A 17,960-nucleotide genomic window follows, 5' to 3' on the forward strand; every position below is an offset into this window, starting at 1 on the left:
CGCGATCCGGCCCTGGACGGGGAGCCAAATCGATTTGGCCAAATCGATTTGGCCGTCAGTATGTGAGGGTCCCGGACGGCCGTCAAGGGTTCCGGCAACCGACGCGCGGCGCTGGGGCGTAGGCTTCGCCGAGCAAGGGCGCGACGGGGGCGGGGCGGAGCACATGACGAACAAGACGGCACGGACCTGGGGTTCGACCCTCGACTCGGTCGTGGTGTACGCGCAGGGGGCGGTCTGCCGCCGCCTGGTCCGCGGCAGCATGCCGCCCGACGCCCGGCTGCGCGTGACGGGCCTGCCCCGCTCGCTGGACCCGGGATCCCTGCGGGCCCGCGTCCTGAACGCCCCCGGCGTGCGCGTCACCGAGGCCCGAGTGGAGGTCGGGGCCCAACCCCTCGGCGCCGGCACCCCCGACGCGTTGCGGCGCGAGCTCGTGCGGTTGCGCGAGGAGTGTGCGGCGGCCCAGGGCCGCCGGGAGCGCCAACTGCGCCTGATCGAGGAGGTCAGGGGCCTGCACCCGGTGCCGCCGGAGCGCAGGCGCGGGGACCCGCACCGCCGCACTCCGGTCGACGCGTGGCTGGAGCTCGCGGAGTTCGTCGACGCCCGGCTGACACGCCTGCACACACGTCTCGTCGAACTGGAGGAGGCCCGGCGCCTCGTCGAGCACGAGCTCTCCGTCGCCGTGGACAGGCTCGACCGCGCTTCCACCGACGCGCCGTCGGCGCACGTGGAGACCACGGTCTGCGCGGTGCTGACCCTCGACGGCACCACCGACGCGGAGCAGCCGGAGCGGGAACCCGAGCTGGAGCTGGAGCTGGAGCTGGAGTACGCGGTGCCCGGCGCCGTCTGGGTGCCGGCCTACCGTCTCACCCACCGCCAGGGCGAGGGCGCCGGCCGTCTCCTGCTGCGCGCCTCGGTCGCCCAGCGCACCGGCGAGGACTGGACCGGCGTACGCGTCGCCCTGGCCACCGCCGACCTCCGGCGCCGCACCGACCTGCCGAAGCTGCGCTCGCTCCGGATCGGGCGCCGTCAGCCCGCCCCCGCACCGTCCGGCTGGCGCGAGCCGCCGGCGGGGCTGGCGGACCTGTTCGCCGGATTCGAGGCGGCCGGCCCCCGTCCGGCCCCGGCTTCCGTACCCGCGGCCGGTGCACGTCCTGCCGTCGGAGCCGGATCCGCGCCGGCCGGTCCCGTTCCGCCACCGCCACCGCCGCCACCCGTCCCCGTACCGCTGTCGGCACCGCCGCCGGCCCCGCAGGGTTACGGCGCGCCGCCCGCCGCCTTCCCGGTGCCCGGCGCCGCGGACGGCGCCTCCGCCTTCGGCGCCGCCGTGCCCTCCCCCGCGCCGCCGACCCGCTCACGGGCCGCCGGACGGCCGGGCGGCGGCGGGGCGGCCTTCGCCGTGCCCGCCCCCGCCGCGATGGCGTCCGCCCCGATGGCTCCCGCGGCTCCCGGCGGGGCCCCTCCACCGCCGCCTCCCGCGCCGCCGACCGGGCCGCCGCGGCCGAGCGGCGCCGAACTCGACTACGCCGCCCTCGTCCTGTGCGGTCCCGAGGAGCCGGGCGGTCGCCGGGGGCGGCTGTTCCCGGACGCCCCCTCCGACCCGGTCGCGGCCGAACGCCGGCGCCGGGCCGAGGCGGTGGCCGCGCTGCCGCTGCCCGGACATGCCGTGCGTCCCCGCGAGTCGGCGGGCTCCTTCGACCACCGCTTCGATGCCGCCGCCCGCGCCGACATCCCCTCGGACGGCACCTGGCACACCGTCACCGTCGGCGAGATCCCGGTCGGTCTGCGCACCGAGTACCTCTGCGTGCCGTCCGTGGAGCAGACCGTCTACGCGACGCTGGTGCTCTCCAACGCCACCGACCAGGCCCTGCTGGCCGGCCCGGTGGAGGTCACCGTCGACGGCGAGTTCCTGCTGACCGCCGCCCTGCCCACGCTCGCCCCCGGCGGTGTCCGCCGGGTGGGGCTCGGGCCGGCCGAGGGCATCGCGGTCACCCGCCGTACCAACCTGCACGAGTCGACCGCGGGCCTGCGGGGCAACACCACCGTGCTCGACCACGGCGTCCACGTGGAGCTCGCCAACCGGCTCGCCGGGCCCGTCACGGTCGAGGTCCGCGAGCGCGTGCCGGTCACCACCGAACCGGACGTCCGGATCGAGGAACGGGCCGACTGGACGGCGCCCGAGGAGGGCGCGGGGCCCGAGCACCACGCACCGGGAACCCGCATCTGGCGGGTGGACCTGCCCGCCGGCGCCACCACCGCCCTCGACGGCGGCTACGAGATCCGCATCCCGGCCGGCAAGGGCCTGGTCGGCGGCAACCGCAGGAGCTGACACAGCCATGTCCACGGCCCCCAAGCCGATCGCCCTCCCCGTCACCGCCGTCACCTGCCTGGAGGACCGGGCCCACATCGAGCGCACCGCCGTGCTCGAACTCGGCGCCGGAGTCCAGCGGCTGCGTCTCGGTCCGGTCAGTGCGCTGGCCGTCGACCGTACCCTCCATGCCGAGCTGGCCGCCGAGCACCCGGCAACCGTCCTCGACGTACGGATGGTCCGCACCTGGACGCCCAGCAGACCGGTGGCGTCCGCCGACGACTCCGCCCTGCGCCGCCGCGTGCACGAACTGGAAGGCGAGCGGCACGCCCTGGAGCATCGGCGCGACCGGCTGTCCGCCCGCCTCGACGTGCTCGGCCGCCTCGCCGCCGATCTGCTGCGGGACATCGGTGAAGGCGCCGGCTCAGGAGAGGGCGACGGGCCACGCTGGGCCCGCGACCTGGACCGGGTGGACGGTGAGCGCGAGGAGTTCGGAGAACGACTCCGCGCCGCCGAGTCCCGGTTGGCCTCGCTCGACACCGAACTGGGTGAGCTGCGGCGGGCCATGGCCCGCTCCGAGACGGAACCCGCCGAGCTGGTCGGCCATGTCGACCTGACCGTGGACGCCTCGGCCGCCGGGCCCGTCCGGCTGCGCCTGAGCCACCTCACCCCGTGCGCGCTGTGGCGGCCCGCCTACCGGGCCGTGCTCGACGGCGACCGTCTGACACTGGAGAGCGATGCGGTGGTCTGGCAGCGCACCGGCGAGGACTGGTCCGACGTACGGCTGACGCTGTCGACGGCCCGGTCGGCGATGGCCACCGACCCGCCGAGGCTCGGCGAGGACCGGCTGACGCTGGGTGACCGCACCGCCGCCGAACGCCGCTCGGTCGACGTCGAGTTGCGCGAGGAGGCGATCGGGGACATCGGCCCGGCCCCGGTGCTCGGCCTGCCGGGGGTGGACGACGGCGGCGAGGCACGGGTGCTGGGCTCGCCCGCACCGGTCTCCGTACCGGGCGACGGGCGCGCCCACCGGGTGCCGCTGTCCGCGTTCACCGCGCCCGCGAGCAGCGAGTACGCCTGCTCGCCCGAGCTGTCCCCGCTGGTCACCCAGGCGGTGCGGTTCGGCAACGGGTCCGGGCACGCGCTGCTCGCCGGTCCCGTGGACCTGGTCCGCACCGGCGGGTTCAGCGGCCGCGGCACCCTGGACTTCACCGCTCCCGGTGCCCCGGTCGTACTGGCCTTCGGCAGCTGCGACGACCACAGCGTGGTCCGGGAAGCCGAGGAGTCGCGCGCCACCGCCGGAATCACCCAGCGGACGGTGGTCACCCGCACGGTCCGCCTGCACCTGTCCCGGTTCTCCGCGCCGGCGGAGCAGGGCGAACGGGTGGTCGTCGTACGGGAGCGGATCCCGGTCTCGGAGGTCTCGGCGGTGGAGGTGCGCCTGCGCAAGGAGGCGTGCTCCCCCGCGCCCGCCGAGGTCGACGCCGAGGGCATCGCGCGCTGGGACGTCGCGCTCCCGCCCGGCGGCCGCCGCACGGTCACCCTGGTCTACGAGCTGTCGGCGAGCGCCAAGGTCGCGGGGATCTGACGCAGCGCCCCGGACGAGGCCGGCGCCCGCCCCCGGCGGAGCGGTGGCCGCCGTCCTCGGCGCGGCGGCGTCCGCCGGCGGTCTCGCCGGCGGTGTCAGCCGACCTGGATTCCGATGACGCAGGTGTCGTCGTCCGTGTCGGAGCGGCTCTCGGCGAGGAGGCGGTCCAACTGGTCGTCCAGGTCGCCGACCCCGGAGGCCGCCGCGCGCACGAGGTGGCCCAGGGAGTCCTCCACCGAGGAGTCCCGCCGCTCCACCAGCCCGTCCGTGAACATCAGCAGGGTGTCGTCCGGTTCCAGCTGGACCTCCCGTTCGATGTAGGTGACGTCCGGTAGGGCTCCGAGGAGCAGGCCCTCGATGAGCGGGAAGGCTCGGGGCTCGCCGCCCCGGACGAGCACGGGCGGCAGGTGCCCGGCGCGTGCCCAGCGCATCACCCGGGTACGGGGGTCGAAGAGGCCGCAGACGGCGGTGGCCGTCACGTGCTTCGCCAGGTGGTGGGTCACGGTGTTGAGCCAGGACAGCAGCTGGGCGGGGCCCGCGCCGGTCACGGCGAGGCCCCGCAGGGCGTTGCGCAGGACGACCATGCCGGTGGCGGCCTCGATGCCGTGTCCGGCGACGTCTCCCACGGAGAGCATGATCAGCCCGGAGGGCAGGACCACGGTGTCGTACCAGTCGCCGCCGACGAGCGACTCGGACTCCGCGGGCCGGTAGCGGACGGCCACGCGCAGGCCCGGGGCTTCGACGGCCTGCGGGGTGGGCGGCATGATGGCGTGCTGGAGCTGAAGGGTGAGGCGGTTGCGTTCGGCGGACTCGGCCGCGGTGTGGGCGAGTTGGTCCCGGGTCGCGGCCAGGGCGACTTCGGTCCAGTGCTGGGCCGAGATGTCCTGGTAGGCGCCGCGGACGGCGTGCAGGCGCCGGTCGGCGTCGAGGACGGGCTCGGCGACGACGCGGATGTGGCGGGTGATCCCGTCGGACCTCTGCAGGCGGAGATCGACGGATGCGGGGCGGCGGTAGCTCAGCACGGCCCGCAGGAAGCGGCCCAGGGCGGCGGAGTCGTCGGGGTGGGTGTAGCCGGGCAGTTCCCGCAGCGGTACGGGCGGGGCGCCGGGCGGCAGTCCGTGCAGCGCGTACAGCTGGGCGTTCCAGGTGATCCCGCCGGTGACGAGGTTCTCCTCGAAGCCGCCGATCCGGCCCAGGCGCTGGGCGTGCTGCAGGAGGTCGGCCAGCCGTGCCGTCTCGTCCTCGATCCGCCAGATGAGCAGGACGGCCGCGCCGTGCCGGCTGACGCTGATGTCCGCGACCGAGGTCAGCGGGATCTGGTCGACCAGCGCGGTCAGGCTCATGCGTTCGGCCCTGAAGGGTTCGCCGGTCGCGTGCACGCGCTCGATGATGTCGAACAGCCCGTTCTCGCCGGCGGCCATCGGGTAGGCCTCCAGCAGCAGGGCGCCGTTCACGTCGGCGCGCTGCCGTCCGGCGGGGTCCACGAAGCGGCTGCTGGCGTGGCGGATGCGGAAGTCGGTCAGCCGGCCCTCCGGATCGAGCACGGGGGTGAGGATGACGGCGGGGTCGTGCAGTCCCTCGGCGAGGTCGGTCAGCTCCGAGACGTCCGGGAGTACCGCTTCGGGGAATGCGGGATCGCCCTGGGCCGAGGTGTCCATGGTGCGGGCGCAGAGTTCGGCGAGGGCCTCGACCTGGCGCTCGATCTGCGGGGGCTGCGGCGCCAGGGGTTGCGGCCAGCAGATTTCGAGGACGCCGTGGATACGGCCGCCCGTCCCGGCCGGGACGGCCATCCGTCCGCCGTCGGGCCAGTGCAGGTGCGCGATCGAGGGCAGCCCTTCGCGTTGCAGGCGGGCGAGGGTGACCAGTCGGCGCTCGTGCAGGGCGAGGCGGGCGACGGTGGAGACGCCCGGGGGGACGTGGCGCCAGCGTGCGGCTTCCCCGGGCGGGAATCCTGCGTACCCGGCGAGGGCAAGGGAGCCGTCGGGCGCCGCGGTCCACACGGCGACGGCGATCGCACCCAGGGGTTTGAGGGCGTTCGTCAGGAGGGATTCGGCGACTGCCTGGGTGTCGTCGGCGGCGGCCAGCACCCCGCTCTCGGCGGTGCGCAGCCGGACCGCCACCCTGGTGGCCGGCTTGGCCGTGCCGAGGGTGCCGGTCCGCTCGACGAACTCGGCGGCGACCTCGCTGACGTGGTCGCGGGCGGCCTGGTTGACGATGTCGGCGGCGAGGTCGAGCGGGGACAGCCCGGTCTCGCGGGACAGTTCGTCCAGCTGGCGTGCCGCTGCGGCGGGGGTGCAGCTCAGCTGTCCGATCAGGATGCCCTTGGCCAGTTCGACCAGGGCCCGGCCGTCCGCGGCCGCGTGCGCCGCCTGTACCTCGCCGCGCAGGCGTTCGACGGTGGCGACGAGGCGTCCGAAGGGGGTCGGGGCCTGGTGCGGGATCGTCGCGAGGCAAGGCTCCTCGGTGACCGTTACCGCTTCCGCTCCCGGTGCCCGCGCATCGCCGTGCCGCTGTGTGTCGGGGGTGCTCACGGTGCTTCCGGCTCCTTGCTGGGACGGTCCCGGTCGTGTCGGCCGGGCCGGCGGACGGCTGTGCTGGCGGAGGGGGTCTGCGGGGCGTCGGTCATCTCGTGAGCCAGTGCCGGACGCGGGCGATGAGGTCGTCGGCGTCGACGGGCTTGGTCACGTAGTCGCTGGCCCCCGCGGCGAGGCTCTTCTCCCGGTCGCCGGGCATGGCCTTGGCGGTGACCGCGATGATGGGGAGGCCGGCGTGGGCCGGCATCCGCCGGATCTCGGCGGTCGCCGCGTACCCGTCCAGTTCGGGCATCATCACGTCCATCAGGATGAGGTCGACGTCCTCGTTGCGGGTGAGCGTCTCGATGCCCTTGCGCCCGTCCTCCGCGTGGAGCACGCGGATGCCGTGCAGTTCGAGCACGCCGCTGAGGGCGTACAGGTTGCGCGCGTCGTCGTCGACGACGAGGACGGTGCGTCCGGCCAGGCCGTCGTCGAGCACGTGGGCCGGGGTCTGCGCCCCCTCCGCCCCCGATGGGACGAAGGGCAGTACGTCCCCCGGCTGGTCCGCGGACAGGTGCAGCACGATGCGTTCGCGGAGCTCGTCCAGACTGGACAGCAGTTCCAGGCGGCGCGACGCCGCCCGCTCCCGCAGCGCCGTCTCCTGGCCCGTGTTCAGACGGGGGTTGTTGTGCGCGAGGACCGGGAGGGAGGACAGCGCCGGGTCGCCGTCGAGGGCGTCGAGGAAGCGCAGGGCCTCGCCGTCGGGCAGGTCGAGTTCGAGGACGACGCAGTGGAAGGAAGCCGATGCGAGGGCGGCGGCGGCTTCCCGTGAGCTCGTGACGCCGACGACCTGGATGCCTCCGAGGTCCCCGGCCGGCCGGTGGCGGGGGGCGAAGTCCCGGTCGGCGCTCTCGGCGACGAGGGAGAGCAGGCCGCCCTGGCGTTCTTCGATCACCAGCAGGCGGCGGGCCTGCCGCTGCTGGGGCAGGACCGGTGTGCCCGCCTGGCCCGGTTCCGCGGACCCTGCGGCGCCGCCGTGCGGGGCGGGTGCCGGAACGTCGGGGAGGGAGTCCTTCTCGTACTCCGCGCCACTGACCGGCAGGTAGAGGGTGAAGGTGCTGCCCTGTCCCGGTGCGCTCTCCGCGGTGACGGCGCCGCCGAGGAGCTGGGCGATCTCGCGGCTGATGGAGAGGCCGAGGCCGGTGCCGCCGTACTTGCGGCTGGTCGTGCCGTCGGCCTGCTGGAAGGCGCCGAAGACGGACGCCAGCTGCTGCTCGGGGATGCCGATGCCGGTGTCGCGCACCCGGAAGGCCACCACGGGTCCGCGGCCGCGCAGCCCGGCGGGCACCTCGGGCACGGTCGCCTGTTCGATCCGGAGCTCGACGCCGCCGCGCTCGGTGAACTTGACGGCGTTGGACAGCAGGTTGCGCAGCACCTGGCGCAGCCGCGAGTCGTCGGTGTGCAGGACGTCCGGGGCGTCGGGGGCGGTGGTGACGGTGAAGTCGAGGCTCTTCTGCGTGGTCATGGGCCGGAAGGTGGCGTCGACGTATTCCAGCAGCTGCGGCAGGGAAACCGGCTCGGGGTTGACGTCCATCTTCCCCGCCTCGACCTTCGACAGGTCGAGGATGTCGTTGATCAGCTGGAGCAGGTCGGATCCCGCCGAGTGGATGACGCCCGCGTACTCGACCTGCTTCGGGCTGAGGTTGCGGGTGGGGTTCTGGGCGAGCAGCTGGGCGAGGATGAGGAGGCTGTTGAGCGGTGTGCGCAGCTCGTGGCTCATGTTGGCGAGGAACTCGGACTTGTACTTGGAGGCGAGCGACAACTGCTGGGCCCGGTCCTCCAGTTCCTGCCGCGCCTGTTCGATCTCCAGGTTCTTGGCCTCGATGTCGCGGTTCTGGCTGGCGAGGAGGGCCGCCTTCTCCTCCAGCTCGGCGTTGGAGCGCTGGAGTTCCTCCTGCTGGACCTGTAGTTCCGCCGAACGCGCCTGGAGTTCGCGGGTCAGCCGCTGGGACTCCCCGAGGAGCTCGTCGGTACGGGCGTTGGCGACGATCGTGTTGACGTTGACGCCGATGGTCTCCATCAACTGGCTGAGGAAGTCCCGGTGTACGGGGGTGAAGGCGGTGAAGGAGGCGAGCTCGATCACTCCGAGTACCTGCTCGTCCGCCGCGATCGGCAGGATGATCAGGCTGCCCGGGGTGGCGCGCCCCAGCCCCGAGGAAATGACGTAGTCGCCGGGGACCTCGTCCGTGGCGATGATCCGCTGACTGCGCGCGGCCTGTCCGACGAGGGACTCGCCGAGGGCGAAGCCGGTGGCCCCACCGGTGCCGGCGGGGCGGCCGTACGAACCGACCAGGGTCAGCACGGTGCCGCCGGGGCGGTCCTCGGCGAGGTAGAAGGCGCCGTACTGGGCGGCGACCAGGGGTGTCAGCTCGTCCATGACGAGTGCGGCGACGACGGAAAGGTCCCGGTGGCCCTGCATCAGGCCCGAGATCCGGGCCAGGTTGGACTTGAGCCAGTCCTGTTCCTGGTTGGCCCGGGTGGTCTCCCGCAGCGAACCGACCATCGAGTTGATGTTGTCCTTGAGCTCGGCGACCTCGCCCGAGGCGTCGACCGTGATCGAGCGGGTCAGGTCGCCCTCGGCGACCGCGCTGGCGACCTCGGCGATGGCCCGCACCTGGCGGGTGAGGTTCCCGGCCAAGCCGTTGACGTTCTGCGTCAGTCGCTTCCAGGTGCCGGAGACGCCCTCCACCTCGGCCTGGCCGCCGAGCCGGCCCTCGCTGCCCACCTCGCGGGCCACGCGCGTGACCTCGGCGGCGAAGGCGGAGAGCTGGTCGACCATCGTGTTGATGGTCTCCTTCAGCTCCAGGATCTCCCCGCGCGCGTCCACCCGGATCTTCTGCGTCAGGTCGCCCTGGGCCACCGCGGTGGTGACCTGGGCGATCGAACGGACCTGTGCGGTCAGGTTGTCGGCCATGACGTTGACCGATTCCGTGAGGTCCTTCCACGTACCGGAGACGCCCTTGACGTCGGCCTGGCCGCCGAGCCGGCCCTCGGTGCCCACCTCGCGGGCCACCCGTGTGACCTCCCCGGCGAAGGCGGAGAGCTGGTCGACCATCGTGTTGATGGTCTCCTTCAGCTCCAGGATCTCCCCGCGCGCGGTGACGGTGATCTTCTGGGAGAGGTCGCCCTTGGCCACGGCGGTCGCGACCTGGGCGATGGAGCGCACCTGGTCGGTGAGGTTTCCGGCCATGAAGTTGACCGAATCCGTGAGGTCCAACCAGGCACCGCCGACACCCGGTACGTCGGCCTGGCCGCCCAGCGTCCCCTCGGTGCCCACCTCGCGGGCCACCCGCGTCACTTCCGACGTGACCAGCGACAGCTGGTCGGCCATCCCGTTGAAGACCGTGGCGATCTCGCCGAGCAGTCCGTCCGACGTGTCGGGCAGCCGGGTACGGAAATCCCCGTCCCGTACGGCCGTCAGGCCGGCCAGCAGCCGGCGCAGTTCCGCTTCGCCGATCCCGTCCCCGCCCCGGGGCCCCGGCGAACCGCTCAGTGACTCCGGGCTCGTCCGCTCAGACATCCGTCAACCCCTCGCCACACGACTGGTCGGCGAAGGTTGACGCCGACCCGAAGGACCCTAAGGCACGACCGATCACCCTGAAGCCGCGCTTCCGCACACTGCCCCGGAACCCGCGGGTGCCCGAGCGGGCACGGGGTGGACGAACCGGTGCGGACGCCGGCCAGCCGACCGGCACGGGCGGGCCGCGCCGGTCATGCCCCGTCGACGGCGTCTTCGACGCTGGGGTACAGGGACAGGACCGTATCGGCGCCCGTCAGGGCGAACAGGCGGCTGAGCTGCTCCCCGGGGGCGGCGATGCGCAGGGTCGTCAGATGGTGCGTCCGCAGCAGCAGGTTCAGGAACGACGAGTCGCCGAAAGTGACGGAGCCCACGTCCAGCACCACCAGCCGGTACCGGTCCGCGGCGGCGGCGAGGGCCTCCTCCAGGGGGGCCAGCGTGTCCTGGTCGAGCTCGCCCTGCGCGGCCACCACCCACCCGGCCCCGGCCGGGTAGCCGTCCCCGACCACGCCTTCGCGGTGTGTGTCCCCTGCTCCGGTCATGTCCGCCTCCCCGGATCGCAACCTGTACGTCCTCCGCAAGGGAGTATGCCTGCCCATCGGGCGCAGGGAAGCGCCGGGACCCGCGGCGCACCGCAACCGGTGGCCCACACGGCCGCCGCACGGGGCGTCCGGAAGAAATTTTCGCGCAAGCCGTGTAAGAACGAAGAGCCGGGGCATGAGCGCCCGGGCAGCGGTCAGTCAATCGGGAGGGAACGGCCACCATGTCTCGCTCGGCCAGCGCCGTAGGCACCATTCAGGCAACAGACGTGCAGATCACGCCCTCTGCGCCCGCCGACAGGATCGTGGGAGTCCCACCGCAGGGAGTGCCCCTGCCCGAGGTGGAGAACCCCCGGGAGGTGGCGCCGGGCGACGCACGAGAGCTTTCGAGGCTGTTCTTCGGGAGGCTCCGCACCCTGGAGGAAGGCACGCGTGAGTACCAGTACGCCCGCAACACCCTGATCGAGATGAACCTCTCCCTCGTGCAGTTCGCGGCGCGGCGCTTCCGCGCCCGGGTGCTGGGCGGGGGTCTGGACATCGAGGACATCATCCAGGTGGGCACCATCGGCCTCATCAAGGCCATCGACCGCTACGACCCCGAGCGCGAGGTCGAGTTCTCCACGCTCGCGCTCCCGTACATCACCGGTGAGATCAAGCGCTACTTCCGCGACACCACCTGGGCCGTGCACGTACCGCGCCGCCTCCAGGAACTGCGTACGGAGCTCGCCAAGGCCCAGGAGGCCCTGACCGACGTCCTGGGGCGGGCCCCGACGGTCAAGGAGGTCGCCCACCACCTCGAACTGAGCGAGGAGGAGGTCATCGACGGGCTGGTCGCCGCGAACGGCTACACCAGCGGCTCCCTGGACACCACCGGCACCGACGGGGACGAGCCCGCGACCTCGACGAGCCGGACGACACGGCCGCTGGCGGACCGTCTCGGTGACGTCGACCCGGCCATGGAGCTCTTCGAGGAGTTCCACACCCTCGCCCCCCTGCTGGAGGAGCTGGACGAACGCGACCGGTTGATCCTGCAGTTGCGTTTCGGCCAGGAGAAGACCCAGGCCGAGATCGGCGCCGAACTGGGCATCTCGCAGATGCAGGTCTCGCGCCTGCTGTCGCGGACGCTGGCGCGGCTGCGCGCCGGAATGCTCTCGGTGTAGGCGGCGACATGCCCCAGGCCCACCGGAACGACGGGTCCGTCCCGCCCGTCGGCGCGCACGCGCTGTACGACGACGTGGCGTGGGCGGACGCCGTCGTACGGTGCGCCGACGCCGCGGACGCCGGGACGGGTGCGCAGCGGTCGCTCACCGCCCGGCCGCTGCTCGACCGCCCCGGCGCCCTGCTGTGCGGCAGCTGCGACCTCGACACCCGGTCCGTCCTGTCCGCGGCGCTGGGCGTCGTCACGCGGATCCCCGGCCCGGTCGTCCATCTCGACCTCTCCGGTGTGGCCTTCCTCGATGCCGCCGCCGTCGCCGCCCTGGTGCGGGCGAACGCCACCGTCACGGGACAGGGCCGTCGTCTGTTGCTCCACCACCCGCCATACTCGCTCCGTAAGGTAGTGGAGATGTTCCCGGACGAATGTGCCGCGCTGGAGGTCGCAGCATGACGAACGTATCTGCGCCCACGGCACCAGGGGACTTCGTCCACCCCGCCCTCTTCTACCAGGGCGGGGCGGAGTACCTGGCAGGAGTGGGCGGGTTCGTACGGGCCGCCCTCGCGGCCGACGAGCCGGTGCTCGTGGCCGTGCCCGGCCCTCGGCTGGACGCCCTGCGCGAGAGCCTCGGCCTCGGTTCGGCCGAGGTCACCTGGACGGACATGACACAGCTGGGCCGCAATCCCGGCCGCATCCTGGCCGCGCTGCAGGATTTCGCCGACCGGCACGACGGACGGCCGGCCCGGATCGTGGGCGAGCCGATCTGGCCCGGCCGCTCGCAGGCGGAAGTGCTGGAGGCCACGCGTCACGAGGCCCTCATCAACACCGCCTTCGCGGGGCGGCGCGCCACCATCCTGTGCCCGTACGACGTCCTGGGCCTGCCGGCCGCGGTGGTGTCCGATGCCCGGCGTACCCATCCCACCGTGATCGCTGAGGGCAAGGACCTGCTCAGCCCGGAGTACGCCGACGCCTCGGTGGTCTGCGCCGACTGCGACGACCCGCTACCCGAGCCCGATGCGGCTGTGCCCCGGTTCGCGTACGCCTCCGGTGAGCTGGGCGAGGTACGCGCGTACACCGAGAGCTGGGCCCGCGGCACGGCCCTGAGCACGGCCCGGCGCGGCGACCTGGTCCTCGCGGTCAGCGAGGCGGCCGCCAACTCCGTCGCCCACGGCGGCGGGAGCGGCTCCCTGCGGCTGTGGAGCACTGCCGGTGGCGGTGTCGTCGCCGAGATCCGCGACGGCGGGAACCTGGCCGATCCGCTGCAGGGGCGCCGCCGCCCCTCCCTGGCATCGGTCGACGGAGGCCGCGGCCTGTGGATGATCCATCAGCTGTGCGACCTCGTCGAGATCCGCGCCTCGGACAGCGGCCTCACGTTGAGGATGCACATGGCATGTTCCTGAGGCCCGCGGGTCCCCTAAACTGTCACGCAGGCCTGGCGGGGCCGCAGGGGTCCCGCGATCAGAGAGACCAGAGTCAACGGTGGGGGTGAGGTACCGCAGTGGAAACCATCGGACCGGGAACCGGCGAGCCACTGCACGCCGGCCCCTCCGCCGTGGTGCAGCGCCGCCGCCTCGCCCTGTCCGGCGTCCCCGGCCACGTCGCCAAGGGCCGCGACTTCACGCGCCGGGCCTTGCGGGACTGGGGCTGGGACGGCACCGACACCTCCGAGGACGCCCTGCTCCTCGTGTCCGAGCTGCTGACTAATGCCTCACTGCACGCGGGGGGCTGCGTCGAACTCGTGGTCTCGGCCGGTGAGGTCCTGCGGGTCGAGGTCTTCGACGGCTCGACGGCACTGCCGCGCCGCCACCCGTCCCCGCAGCGCGGGCTCCCGGGCGGACACGGCCTCTACATAGTGGAGCGCCTCTCCGACCGCTGGGGCACCGAGACCCACGAGCACGGCAAGGCCGTCTGGGCCGAGATCGAGGCTGCTCGGCTGACCTCGGGCAGGCCCACCCGCCACTGAACCGGCCGGCCGCCGGCCGCCGGTCCCGCGCCGCCGTGTTCCCGTGTTCCCGTGTTCCCGTGTTCCCGTCCGGAAGCGTCATTCCGGGAGTCGGGGGCAGGCGCGGGGTATGACATCGAATGCGCTCACCTCCCTGGCCCTGACCCCGGCGCCCGGCCCTGCCTGGTTCCACCTGATCGTCATCGCCTTCGCCCTCCTCGTCCTCGTCCGCACCCTGGCCCGCCACCGGTAGGAACCACCTCTCCGGGGCACACGCGCAGGAGTCAGTGGACCCAGCAGGCCCGGGAAGGGAAGAACACCATGACATCCGTGGCAGCCGTGGCACGTCCGAGCATCCTGGTGGTGGGAGCCGGCTTCGCCGGCGTGGAGTGCGTACGCCGCCTGGAACGGCGCCTCTTGCCCGCCGAGGCGGAGATCACCCTCGTCGCCCCGTCCTCCTACCAGCTGTACCTGCCGCTGCTGCCGCAGGTCGCCGCCGGGGTGCTGACCCCGCAGTCGATCGCCGTGTCCCTGCGCCGAAGCCGCCGCCACCGTACCCGCATCGTTCCCGGGGGCGCCGTCGGCGTGGACACCGCGGCGAAGGTGTGCGTCGTACGGAAGATCTCGGGCGAGCTGACCGCGCTGCCCTACGACCACCTGGTCCTGGCCCCCGGCAGCATCACCCGCTCCTTCGACATCCCCGGTCTCGCCGAGCACGCCCGCGGCATGAAGACGCTCGCCGAGGCCGCCCACCTGCGCGACCACGTCATCGCACAGCTCGATCTCGCCGATGCCTGCGAGGACGAGGCGGAGCGGGCGTCCCGGCTGTGCTTCGTCGTCGTGGGCGGCGGCTACGCCGGCACCGAGACGGCGGCCTGCCTGCAGCGGCTCACCCACCACGCGGTCCGGCGCTACCCGCGCCTGGACCCGCGGCAGATCCGCTGGCACCTCGTCGACATCGCGCCGAAGCTGATGCCCGAACTCGGCGAGGCCCTCGGCGCATCCGCGCTGGACGTGCTGAGGAGGCGCGGCATCGAGGTGTCGCTCGGCGTGTCCGTCGCCAAGGCCGGCCCGGACGAGGTGACGCTCACCGACGGCCGTGTCCTGCGCAGCCGCACCCTGATCTGGACCGCCGGTGTGGCCGCCAGCCCGCTCATCGCCACCTTGGAGGCCGATACCGATCGCGGACGGCTCGTGGTCTCCCCCGACCTGACGGTGCCCGGCCGTCCCGGAGTCCTCGCCCTCGGCGACGCGGCCGCGGTCCCGGACCTCGCCGCGGACCGGGAAGGGGCCGTCTGCCCGCCCACCGCCCAGCACGCCCAGCGGCAGGGGCGCAGGGCCGCCGACAACCTCATCGCGGCCCTGCGCGACCGGCCGCTGCGGCCCTACCGGCACGAGGACCTGGGCCTCGTGGTGGACCTGGGCGGACGCGACGGAGTCTCCAGGCCGCTCGGCATCGAACTGCGCGGCCTGCCCGCGCAGGCGGTGGCGAGGGGCTACCACTGGGCGGCGCTGCGCACCCATGTGGCCAGGACGAGGGTGCTGACGAACTGGCTCCTCAACGCTGTCGCGGGCGACGACTTCGTGCGGACGGGCTTCCAGGCGTGGAGGCCGCCGACGCTGCGGGAGTTCGAGCACACCGACGCGTACCTGACGCCCGAACAGGTCCGGGAGCATTCGGCAGCGCTCCGCGCGGGGCGCCTGGCGTAGCGGGGGGGCCGGTTCGCGCGCTGGCGGGGCGTTCAGGGGGTATCCGCAGAGCATGGAAACCTCTTCGGATCGTCCGGGCGGCTCGCGGCGCCCGTGGTGGGGGCGTATCGCCGCCGTTCTGGTGGTGGTCGTGGTGCTGATCGTGCTCGTGGCGCGCTTCGGCCTGGTTCCGGGATTCGACAGCCTCTTCGGCGACGAGACCCGGGACCGCTCCGGCCCGGCTCTGCTGAAGTCGATCCAGGACATGGACCGGTACGAGGCTGCCGTCGGCAACTTCCAGGTGGTCGTGGACCTGGAGAAGGACGCGGCGTTCCTGCCGGACGCCATCCGCGGAACGCGCACCCTGTACGTGGGGGCCGGCACGGTCAGCGGATACGTCGACCTGGGCGGGCTGGGCGAGCGGAACGTCTCCGTGAACGGCGACCGCACCAAAGCCTCGATCCGGCTGCCGCACGCGGTCCTCGGCACGGCGGCACTCGACCCGAACCGCTCGTACGCGGTGTCGAAGCAGCGCGGCCTGCTGGACCGGATCGGCGATCTGTTCTCCGACAACCCGGCGGGTGAGCAGGCCGTGCAGAAACTCGCCGCCCAGCACATCGGCGAGGCCGCCCGTGACAGCGGCCTCGCCGAGCGCGCCGAGAAGAACACCACGGCGATGCTGGAGGGGCTCCTACGCTCCCTCGGCTTCCGTGAGGTGACGGTCGCCTACGGGTGAGGGGGCTCGGCATCACGCTCGGCCGCGAAGACCAGGCGGGGCAGGGCGTCCGGGTGCTTCTCCGAGAGCCAGGCGATCAGCTGTTCCCGTAGGGCGCAGCGCACCTTCCACAGGTCGTCGGCGTCCTTGGCCGTGACGATCGCGCGCACGACCATGGTGGAGGGGGTCGTCTCGGTGACGGCGACGTCCCAGCCGCGGCCGTCCCACTCCGGACAGTGGTGCAGGATCTCGTGCACCTTGTCGCGTATGAGGTCGACGGGAGCGCGGTGGTCACAGTGGAGGAAGACGGTGCCGGTCATCTGGACGCCGCCGCGGGACCAGTTCTCGAAGGGGCGGGTGGTGAAGTACGAGACGGGCATGGTGATGCGGCGCTCGTCCCAGGTCCGTACTGCGAGGAAGGTGAGGGTGATGTCCTCCACCACCCCCCACTCGCCGGCGACCACGACCGTGTCGCCGATGCGCACCATGTCGCCGAAGGCGATCTGGAATCCGGCGAAGAGGTTTCCGAGGGTGGACTGGGCCGCGACGCCGGCCACGATTCCGATGATGCCCGCGGAGGCGAGCACGGACGTGCCGAGCGCGCGGAAGCTCGGGAAGGTGAGGAGCATCGCCGCGACCGCGACGACGGCGACGACGGCGGTCACGACCCGTGTGATCAGGGTGACCTGGGTACGGACCCTGCGCAGCCTGGCGGGGTCTCGGGTGCCGGCCGCGTAGCGGGCGTAGCCGGACTCGACGGCGGCCGAGGCCACGCCCACGATCAGCCAGGCGCCGGCGCCGATCAGCGCGAGCGACAGGGCCCGGCCGACGACGGCCTCGTGCTCCTGCAGGGGCGGCCAGGCCGTCTGCCGGTGGGCTCCCCTGAGCAGGGCCGCGAACAGCACGATCTGCAGGGCCGGGCGGCAGCGGCGCAGCGCGTTCCACAAGGGTGTTTCCGGGTGGCGTGCGTCGGCTCGGCGCAGCAGGAGGTCGGCGGCCCATCCGGCCGCGGCGGTGAGGAGGAGCGAGCCTCCCAGGACGGTCAGCAAGCGAAGCACGTGGTTCATGTCTCCTCGGCGGGTGTAGGCGGCATGGACTTTCCCTCGCATGCCCAGACGGGGAGGAGCAACACACGGGACGGACGTAGGGGACGACACACGGGACCTCGCCCGCGGCAGCGACCGGCCGCAGCGTCGGCGTACGCGAAAGCCGCCGGTCCCGCCCGCTCTGGCGGGGCGGGGCGGGACCGGCGGCGGCTGGCGGCTGGCGGCTGGCGGCTGGCGGCTGGCGGCTGGCGGCTGGCGGCTGGCGGCTGGCGGCGGCTTACCTGCCGCGGCCGCTCAGGAAGTCCCGCGCCCGGTCGACCAGACCCGTGCCGGCGGACATCAGACGGTGGTGCGGCTGTGAGGGGATGGCGCCGGGGTGGGGACGGGTCGGCGCGAACCTCTTGGCCCGGCGCACCCTGTCGCCCAGCGTCTGCAGGGCCTCCGGTGAGCACGCCTGGCGGAGCCGGGGGAACAGGTTCTGCTCCTCGTCGTGCACGTGGGCGGTGACCTCGGCCTTCAGCACGGCGATCAGCTGGTCGAACTCCGGTCCCGCCGGGTCCAGCCCCTCAAGGTCCTTCAGCAGCTTCTCGACGCGCGCGTGGTCGGCGAGTTCCTTGTCCGCGATGAGGTCGCCGTCCGGGAAATGCTCCCGGACCGCCGGGTAGAGATGCTCCTCCTCCGCCACCGAGTGCCGGACCAGTTCGATGGTCAGCTGTTCGGCCGCCTTCTGCCGTTCGCCCGCCGGGGTGGTGTGCTCGATCCTGTCGAACAACCCGTCCACCTCGCGGTGGTCGACGGTCAGTTCGGCGATGATGTCCCCTGCGTGTCCCATGCCGTTGTTCCTTCCCGATCGGCCTGCCGGCGGTGCGCCGGTCGCTGCGCGCGTACCCGCG

The 17,960-nt window shown here is 73.3% G+C and carries 14 protein-coding genes; 9 read left to right on the top strand and 5 right to left on the bottom strand.

Features of this window, described 5'->3' with window-relative positions; genetic code table 11:
* Nucleotides 1-163: 163 nt before the first annotated feature.
* Both ACIBAD_RS03625 and ACIBAD_RS03630 read left to right on the top strand, forming a co-directional pair.
* The gene (locus tag ACIBAD_RS03625) at nucleotides 164-2,326 is read left to right on the top strand and encodes a DUF4139 domain-containing protein (RefSeq protein ID WP_398904181.1); all 2,163 of its coding nucleotides are present in this window, start codon (nucleotides 164-166) and stop codon (nucleotides 2,324-2,326) included.
* Nucleotides 2,327-2,333: 7 nt separating this feature from the next.
* Nucleotides 2,334-3,893 carry a mucoidy inhibitor MuiA family protein gene (locus tag ACIBAD_RS03630; protein ID WP_398904183.1) on the top strand — a complete coding sequence of 520 codons (1,560 nt, stop codon included), beginning with the start codon at nucleotides 2,334-2,336 and terminating at the stop codon, nucleotides 3,891-3,893.
* 95 nt (nucleotides 3,894-3,988) lie between these two features.
* Here ACIBAD_RS03630 and ACIBAD_RS03635 read toward each other — a convergent pair whose 3' ends face one another.
* From ACIBAD_RS03635 to ACIBAD_RS03645, 3 genes are all read right to left on the bottom strand, one after another.
* Nucleotides 3,989-6,424: a SpoIIE family protein phosphatase gene (locus ACIBAD_RS03635; RefSeq protein ID WP_398904185.1), complete on the bottom strand. Its 2,436-nt coding sequence runs from the start codon at nucleotides 6,422-6,424 to the stop codon at nucleotides 3,989-3,991.
* Nucleotides 6,425-6,515: 91 nt separating this feature from the next.
* Nucleotides 6,516-9,986 (bottom strand): HAMP domain-containing protein, encoded by a 3,471-nt coding sequence (locus ACIBAD_RS03640; RefSeq protein WP_134068814.1) that lies wholly within the window; start codon nucleotides 9,984-9,986, stop codon nucleotides 6,516-6,518.
* Nucleotides 9,987-10,177: 191 nt separating this feature from the next.
* Nucleotides 10,178-10,525, bottom strand: coding sequence for an STAS domain-containing protein (locus ACIBAD_RS03645; protein ID WP_134068815.1), 348 nt, complete (start codon nucleotides 10,523-10,525; stop codon nucleotides 10,178-10,180).
* 221 nt (nucleotides 10,526-10,746) lie between these two features.
* Between ACIBAD_RS03645 and ACIBAD_RS03650 the strand changes: the two genes are divergently transcribed.
* The 7 genes from ACIBAD_RS03650 (at nucleotide 10,747) to ACIBAD_RS03680 (ending at nucleotide 16,042) form a co-directional block, all read left to right on the top strand.
* The gene (locus ACIBAD_RS03650; RefSeq protein ID WP_134068816.1) at nucleotides 10,747-11,682 is read left to right on the top strand and encodes a SigB/SigF/SigG family RNA polymerase sigma factor; all 936 of its coding nucleotides are present in this window, start codon (nucleotides 10,747-10,749) and stop codon (nucleotides 11,680-11,682) included.
* Between the two features lie 8 nt (nucleotides 11,683-11,690).
* Nucleotides 11,691-12,128, top strand: coding sequence for an STAS domain-containing protein (locus tag ACIBAD_RS03655; RefSeq protein ID WP_134068817.1), 438 nt, complete (start codon nucleotides 11,691-11,693; stop codon nucleotides 12,126-12,128).
* A complete protein-coding gene (locus ACIBAD_RS03660) occupies nucleotides 12,125-13,075 on the top strand; it encodes a sensor histidine kinase (RefSeq protein WP_134068818.1) in 951 nt (316 codons plus the stop codon). Before ACIBAD_RS03655 ends, ACIBAD_RS03660 begins: the two co-directional genes overlap by 4 nt.
* Before the next feature lie 98 nt (nucleotides 13,076-13,173).
* Nucleotides 13,174-13,638: an ATP-binding protein gene (locus ACIBAD_RS03665; protein WP_134068819.1), complete on the top strand. Its 465-nt coding sequence runs from the start codon at nucleotides 13,174-13,176 to the stop codon at nucleotides 13,636-13,638.
* Between the two features lie 109 nt (nucleotides 13,639-13,747).
* Entirely contained in the window at nucleotides 13,748-13,870 is a 123-nt protein-coding gene (locus tag ACIBAD_RS03670; RefSeq protein WP_398904189.1) for a hypothetical protein, read from the top strand.
* A gap of 86 nt (nucleotides 13,871-13,956) precedes the next feature.
* Complete coding sequence (locus tag ACIBAD_RS03675) at nucleotides 13,957-15,327, top strand: NAD(P)/FAD-dependent oxidoreductase (RefSeq protein ID WP_398904760.1); 1,371 nt, start codon at nucleotides 13,957-13,959, stop codon at nucleotides 15,325-15,327.
* Nucleotides 15,328-15,379: 52 nt separating this feature from the next.
* Nucleotides 15,380-16,042, top strand: a complete 663-nt coding sequence (locus ACIBAD_RS03680) for a DUF4230 domain-containing protein (protein ID WP_134068820.1) — start codon at nucleotides 15,380-15,382, stop codon at nucleotides 16,040-16,042.
* On the opposite strand, the gene ACIBAD_RS03685 is transcribed toward ACIBAD_RS03680, so the two are convergent.
* A complete protein-coding gene (locus ACIBAD_RS03685) occupies nucleotides 16,033-17,088 on the bottom strand; it encodes a mechanosensitive ion channel family protein (protein ID WP_398904192.1) in 1,056 nt (351 codons plus the stop codon). The genes ACIBAD_RS03680 and ACIBAD_RS03685 overlap by 10 nt on opposite strands.
* A gap of 256 nt (nucleotides 17,089-17,344) precedes the next feature.
* A complete protein-coding gene (locus tag ACIBAD_RS03690) occupies nucleotides 17,345-17,899 on the bottom strand; it encodes a hemerythrin domain-containing protein (protein WP_398904194.1) in 555 nt (184 codons plus the stop codon).
* Nucleotides 17,900-17,960 lie beyond the last annotated feature (61 nt).

Origin of the sequence: Streptomyces sp. NPDC051109 (assembly GCF_044455885.1) — a bacterium.
In the GTDB taxonomy this organism is placed as follows: Bacteria; Actinomycetota; Actinomycetes; order Streptomycetales; family Streptomycetaceae; genus Streptomyces.

Bases quoted from the DNA above. Each gene is read 5' to 3' on its own strand.
- ACIBAD_RS03625 (WP_398904181.1), top strand. From the start codon at position 164: ATGACGAACAAGACGGCACGGACCTGGGGTTCGACCCTCGACTCGGTC.
- ACIBAD_RS03630 (WP_398904183.1), top strand. From the start codon at position 2,334: ATGTCCACGGCCCCCAAGCCGATCGCCCTCCCCGTCACCGCCGTCACC.
- ACIBAD_RS03640 (WP_134068814.1), bottom strand. From the start codon at position 9,986: ATGTCTGAGCGGACGAGCCCGGAGTCACTGAGCGGTTCGCCGGGGCCC.
- ACIBAD_RS03645 (WP_134068815.1), bottom strand. From the start codon at position 10,525: ATGACCGGAGCAGGGGACACACACCGCGAAGGCGTGGTCGGGGACGGC.
- ACIBAD_RS03650 (WP_134068816.1), top strand. From the start codon at position 10,747: ATGTCTCGCTCGGCCAGCGCCGTAGGCACCATTCAGGCAACAGACGTG.
- ACIBAD_RS03655 (WP_134068817.1), top strand. From the start codon at position 11,691: ATGCCCCAGGCCCACCGGAACGACGGGTCCGTCCCGCCCGTCGGCGCG.
- ACIBAD_RS03660 (WP_134068818.1), top strand. From the start codon at position 12,125: ATGACGAACGTATCTGCGCCCACGGCACCAGGGGACTTCGTCCACCCC.
- ACIBAD_RS03670 (WP_398904189.1), top strand. From the start codon at position 13,748: ATGACATCGAATGCGCTCACCTCCCTGGCCCTGACCCCGGCGCCCGGC.
- ACIBAD_RS03680 (WP_134068820.1), top strand. From the start codon at position 15,380: ATGGAAACCTCTTCGGATCGTCCGGGCGGCTCGCGGCGCCCGTGGTGG.
- ACIBAD_RS03685 (WP_398904192.1), bottom strand. From the start codon at position 17,088: ATGAACCACGTGCTTCGCTTGCTGACCGTCCTGGGAGGCTCGCTCCTC.
- ACIBAD_RS03690 (WP_398904194.1), bottom strand. From the start codon at position 17,899: ATGGGACACGCAGGGGACATCATCGCCGAACTGACCGTCGACCACCGC.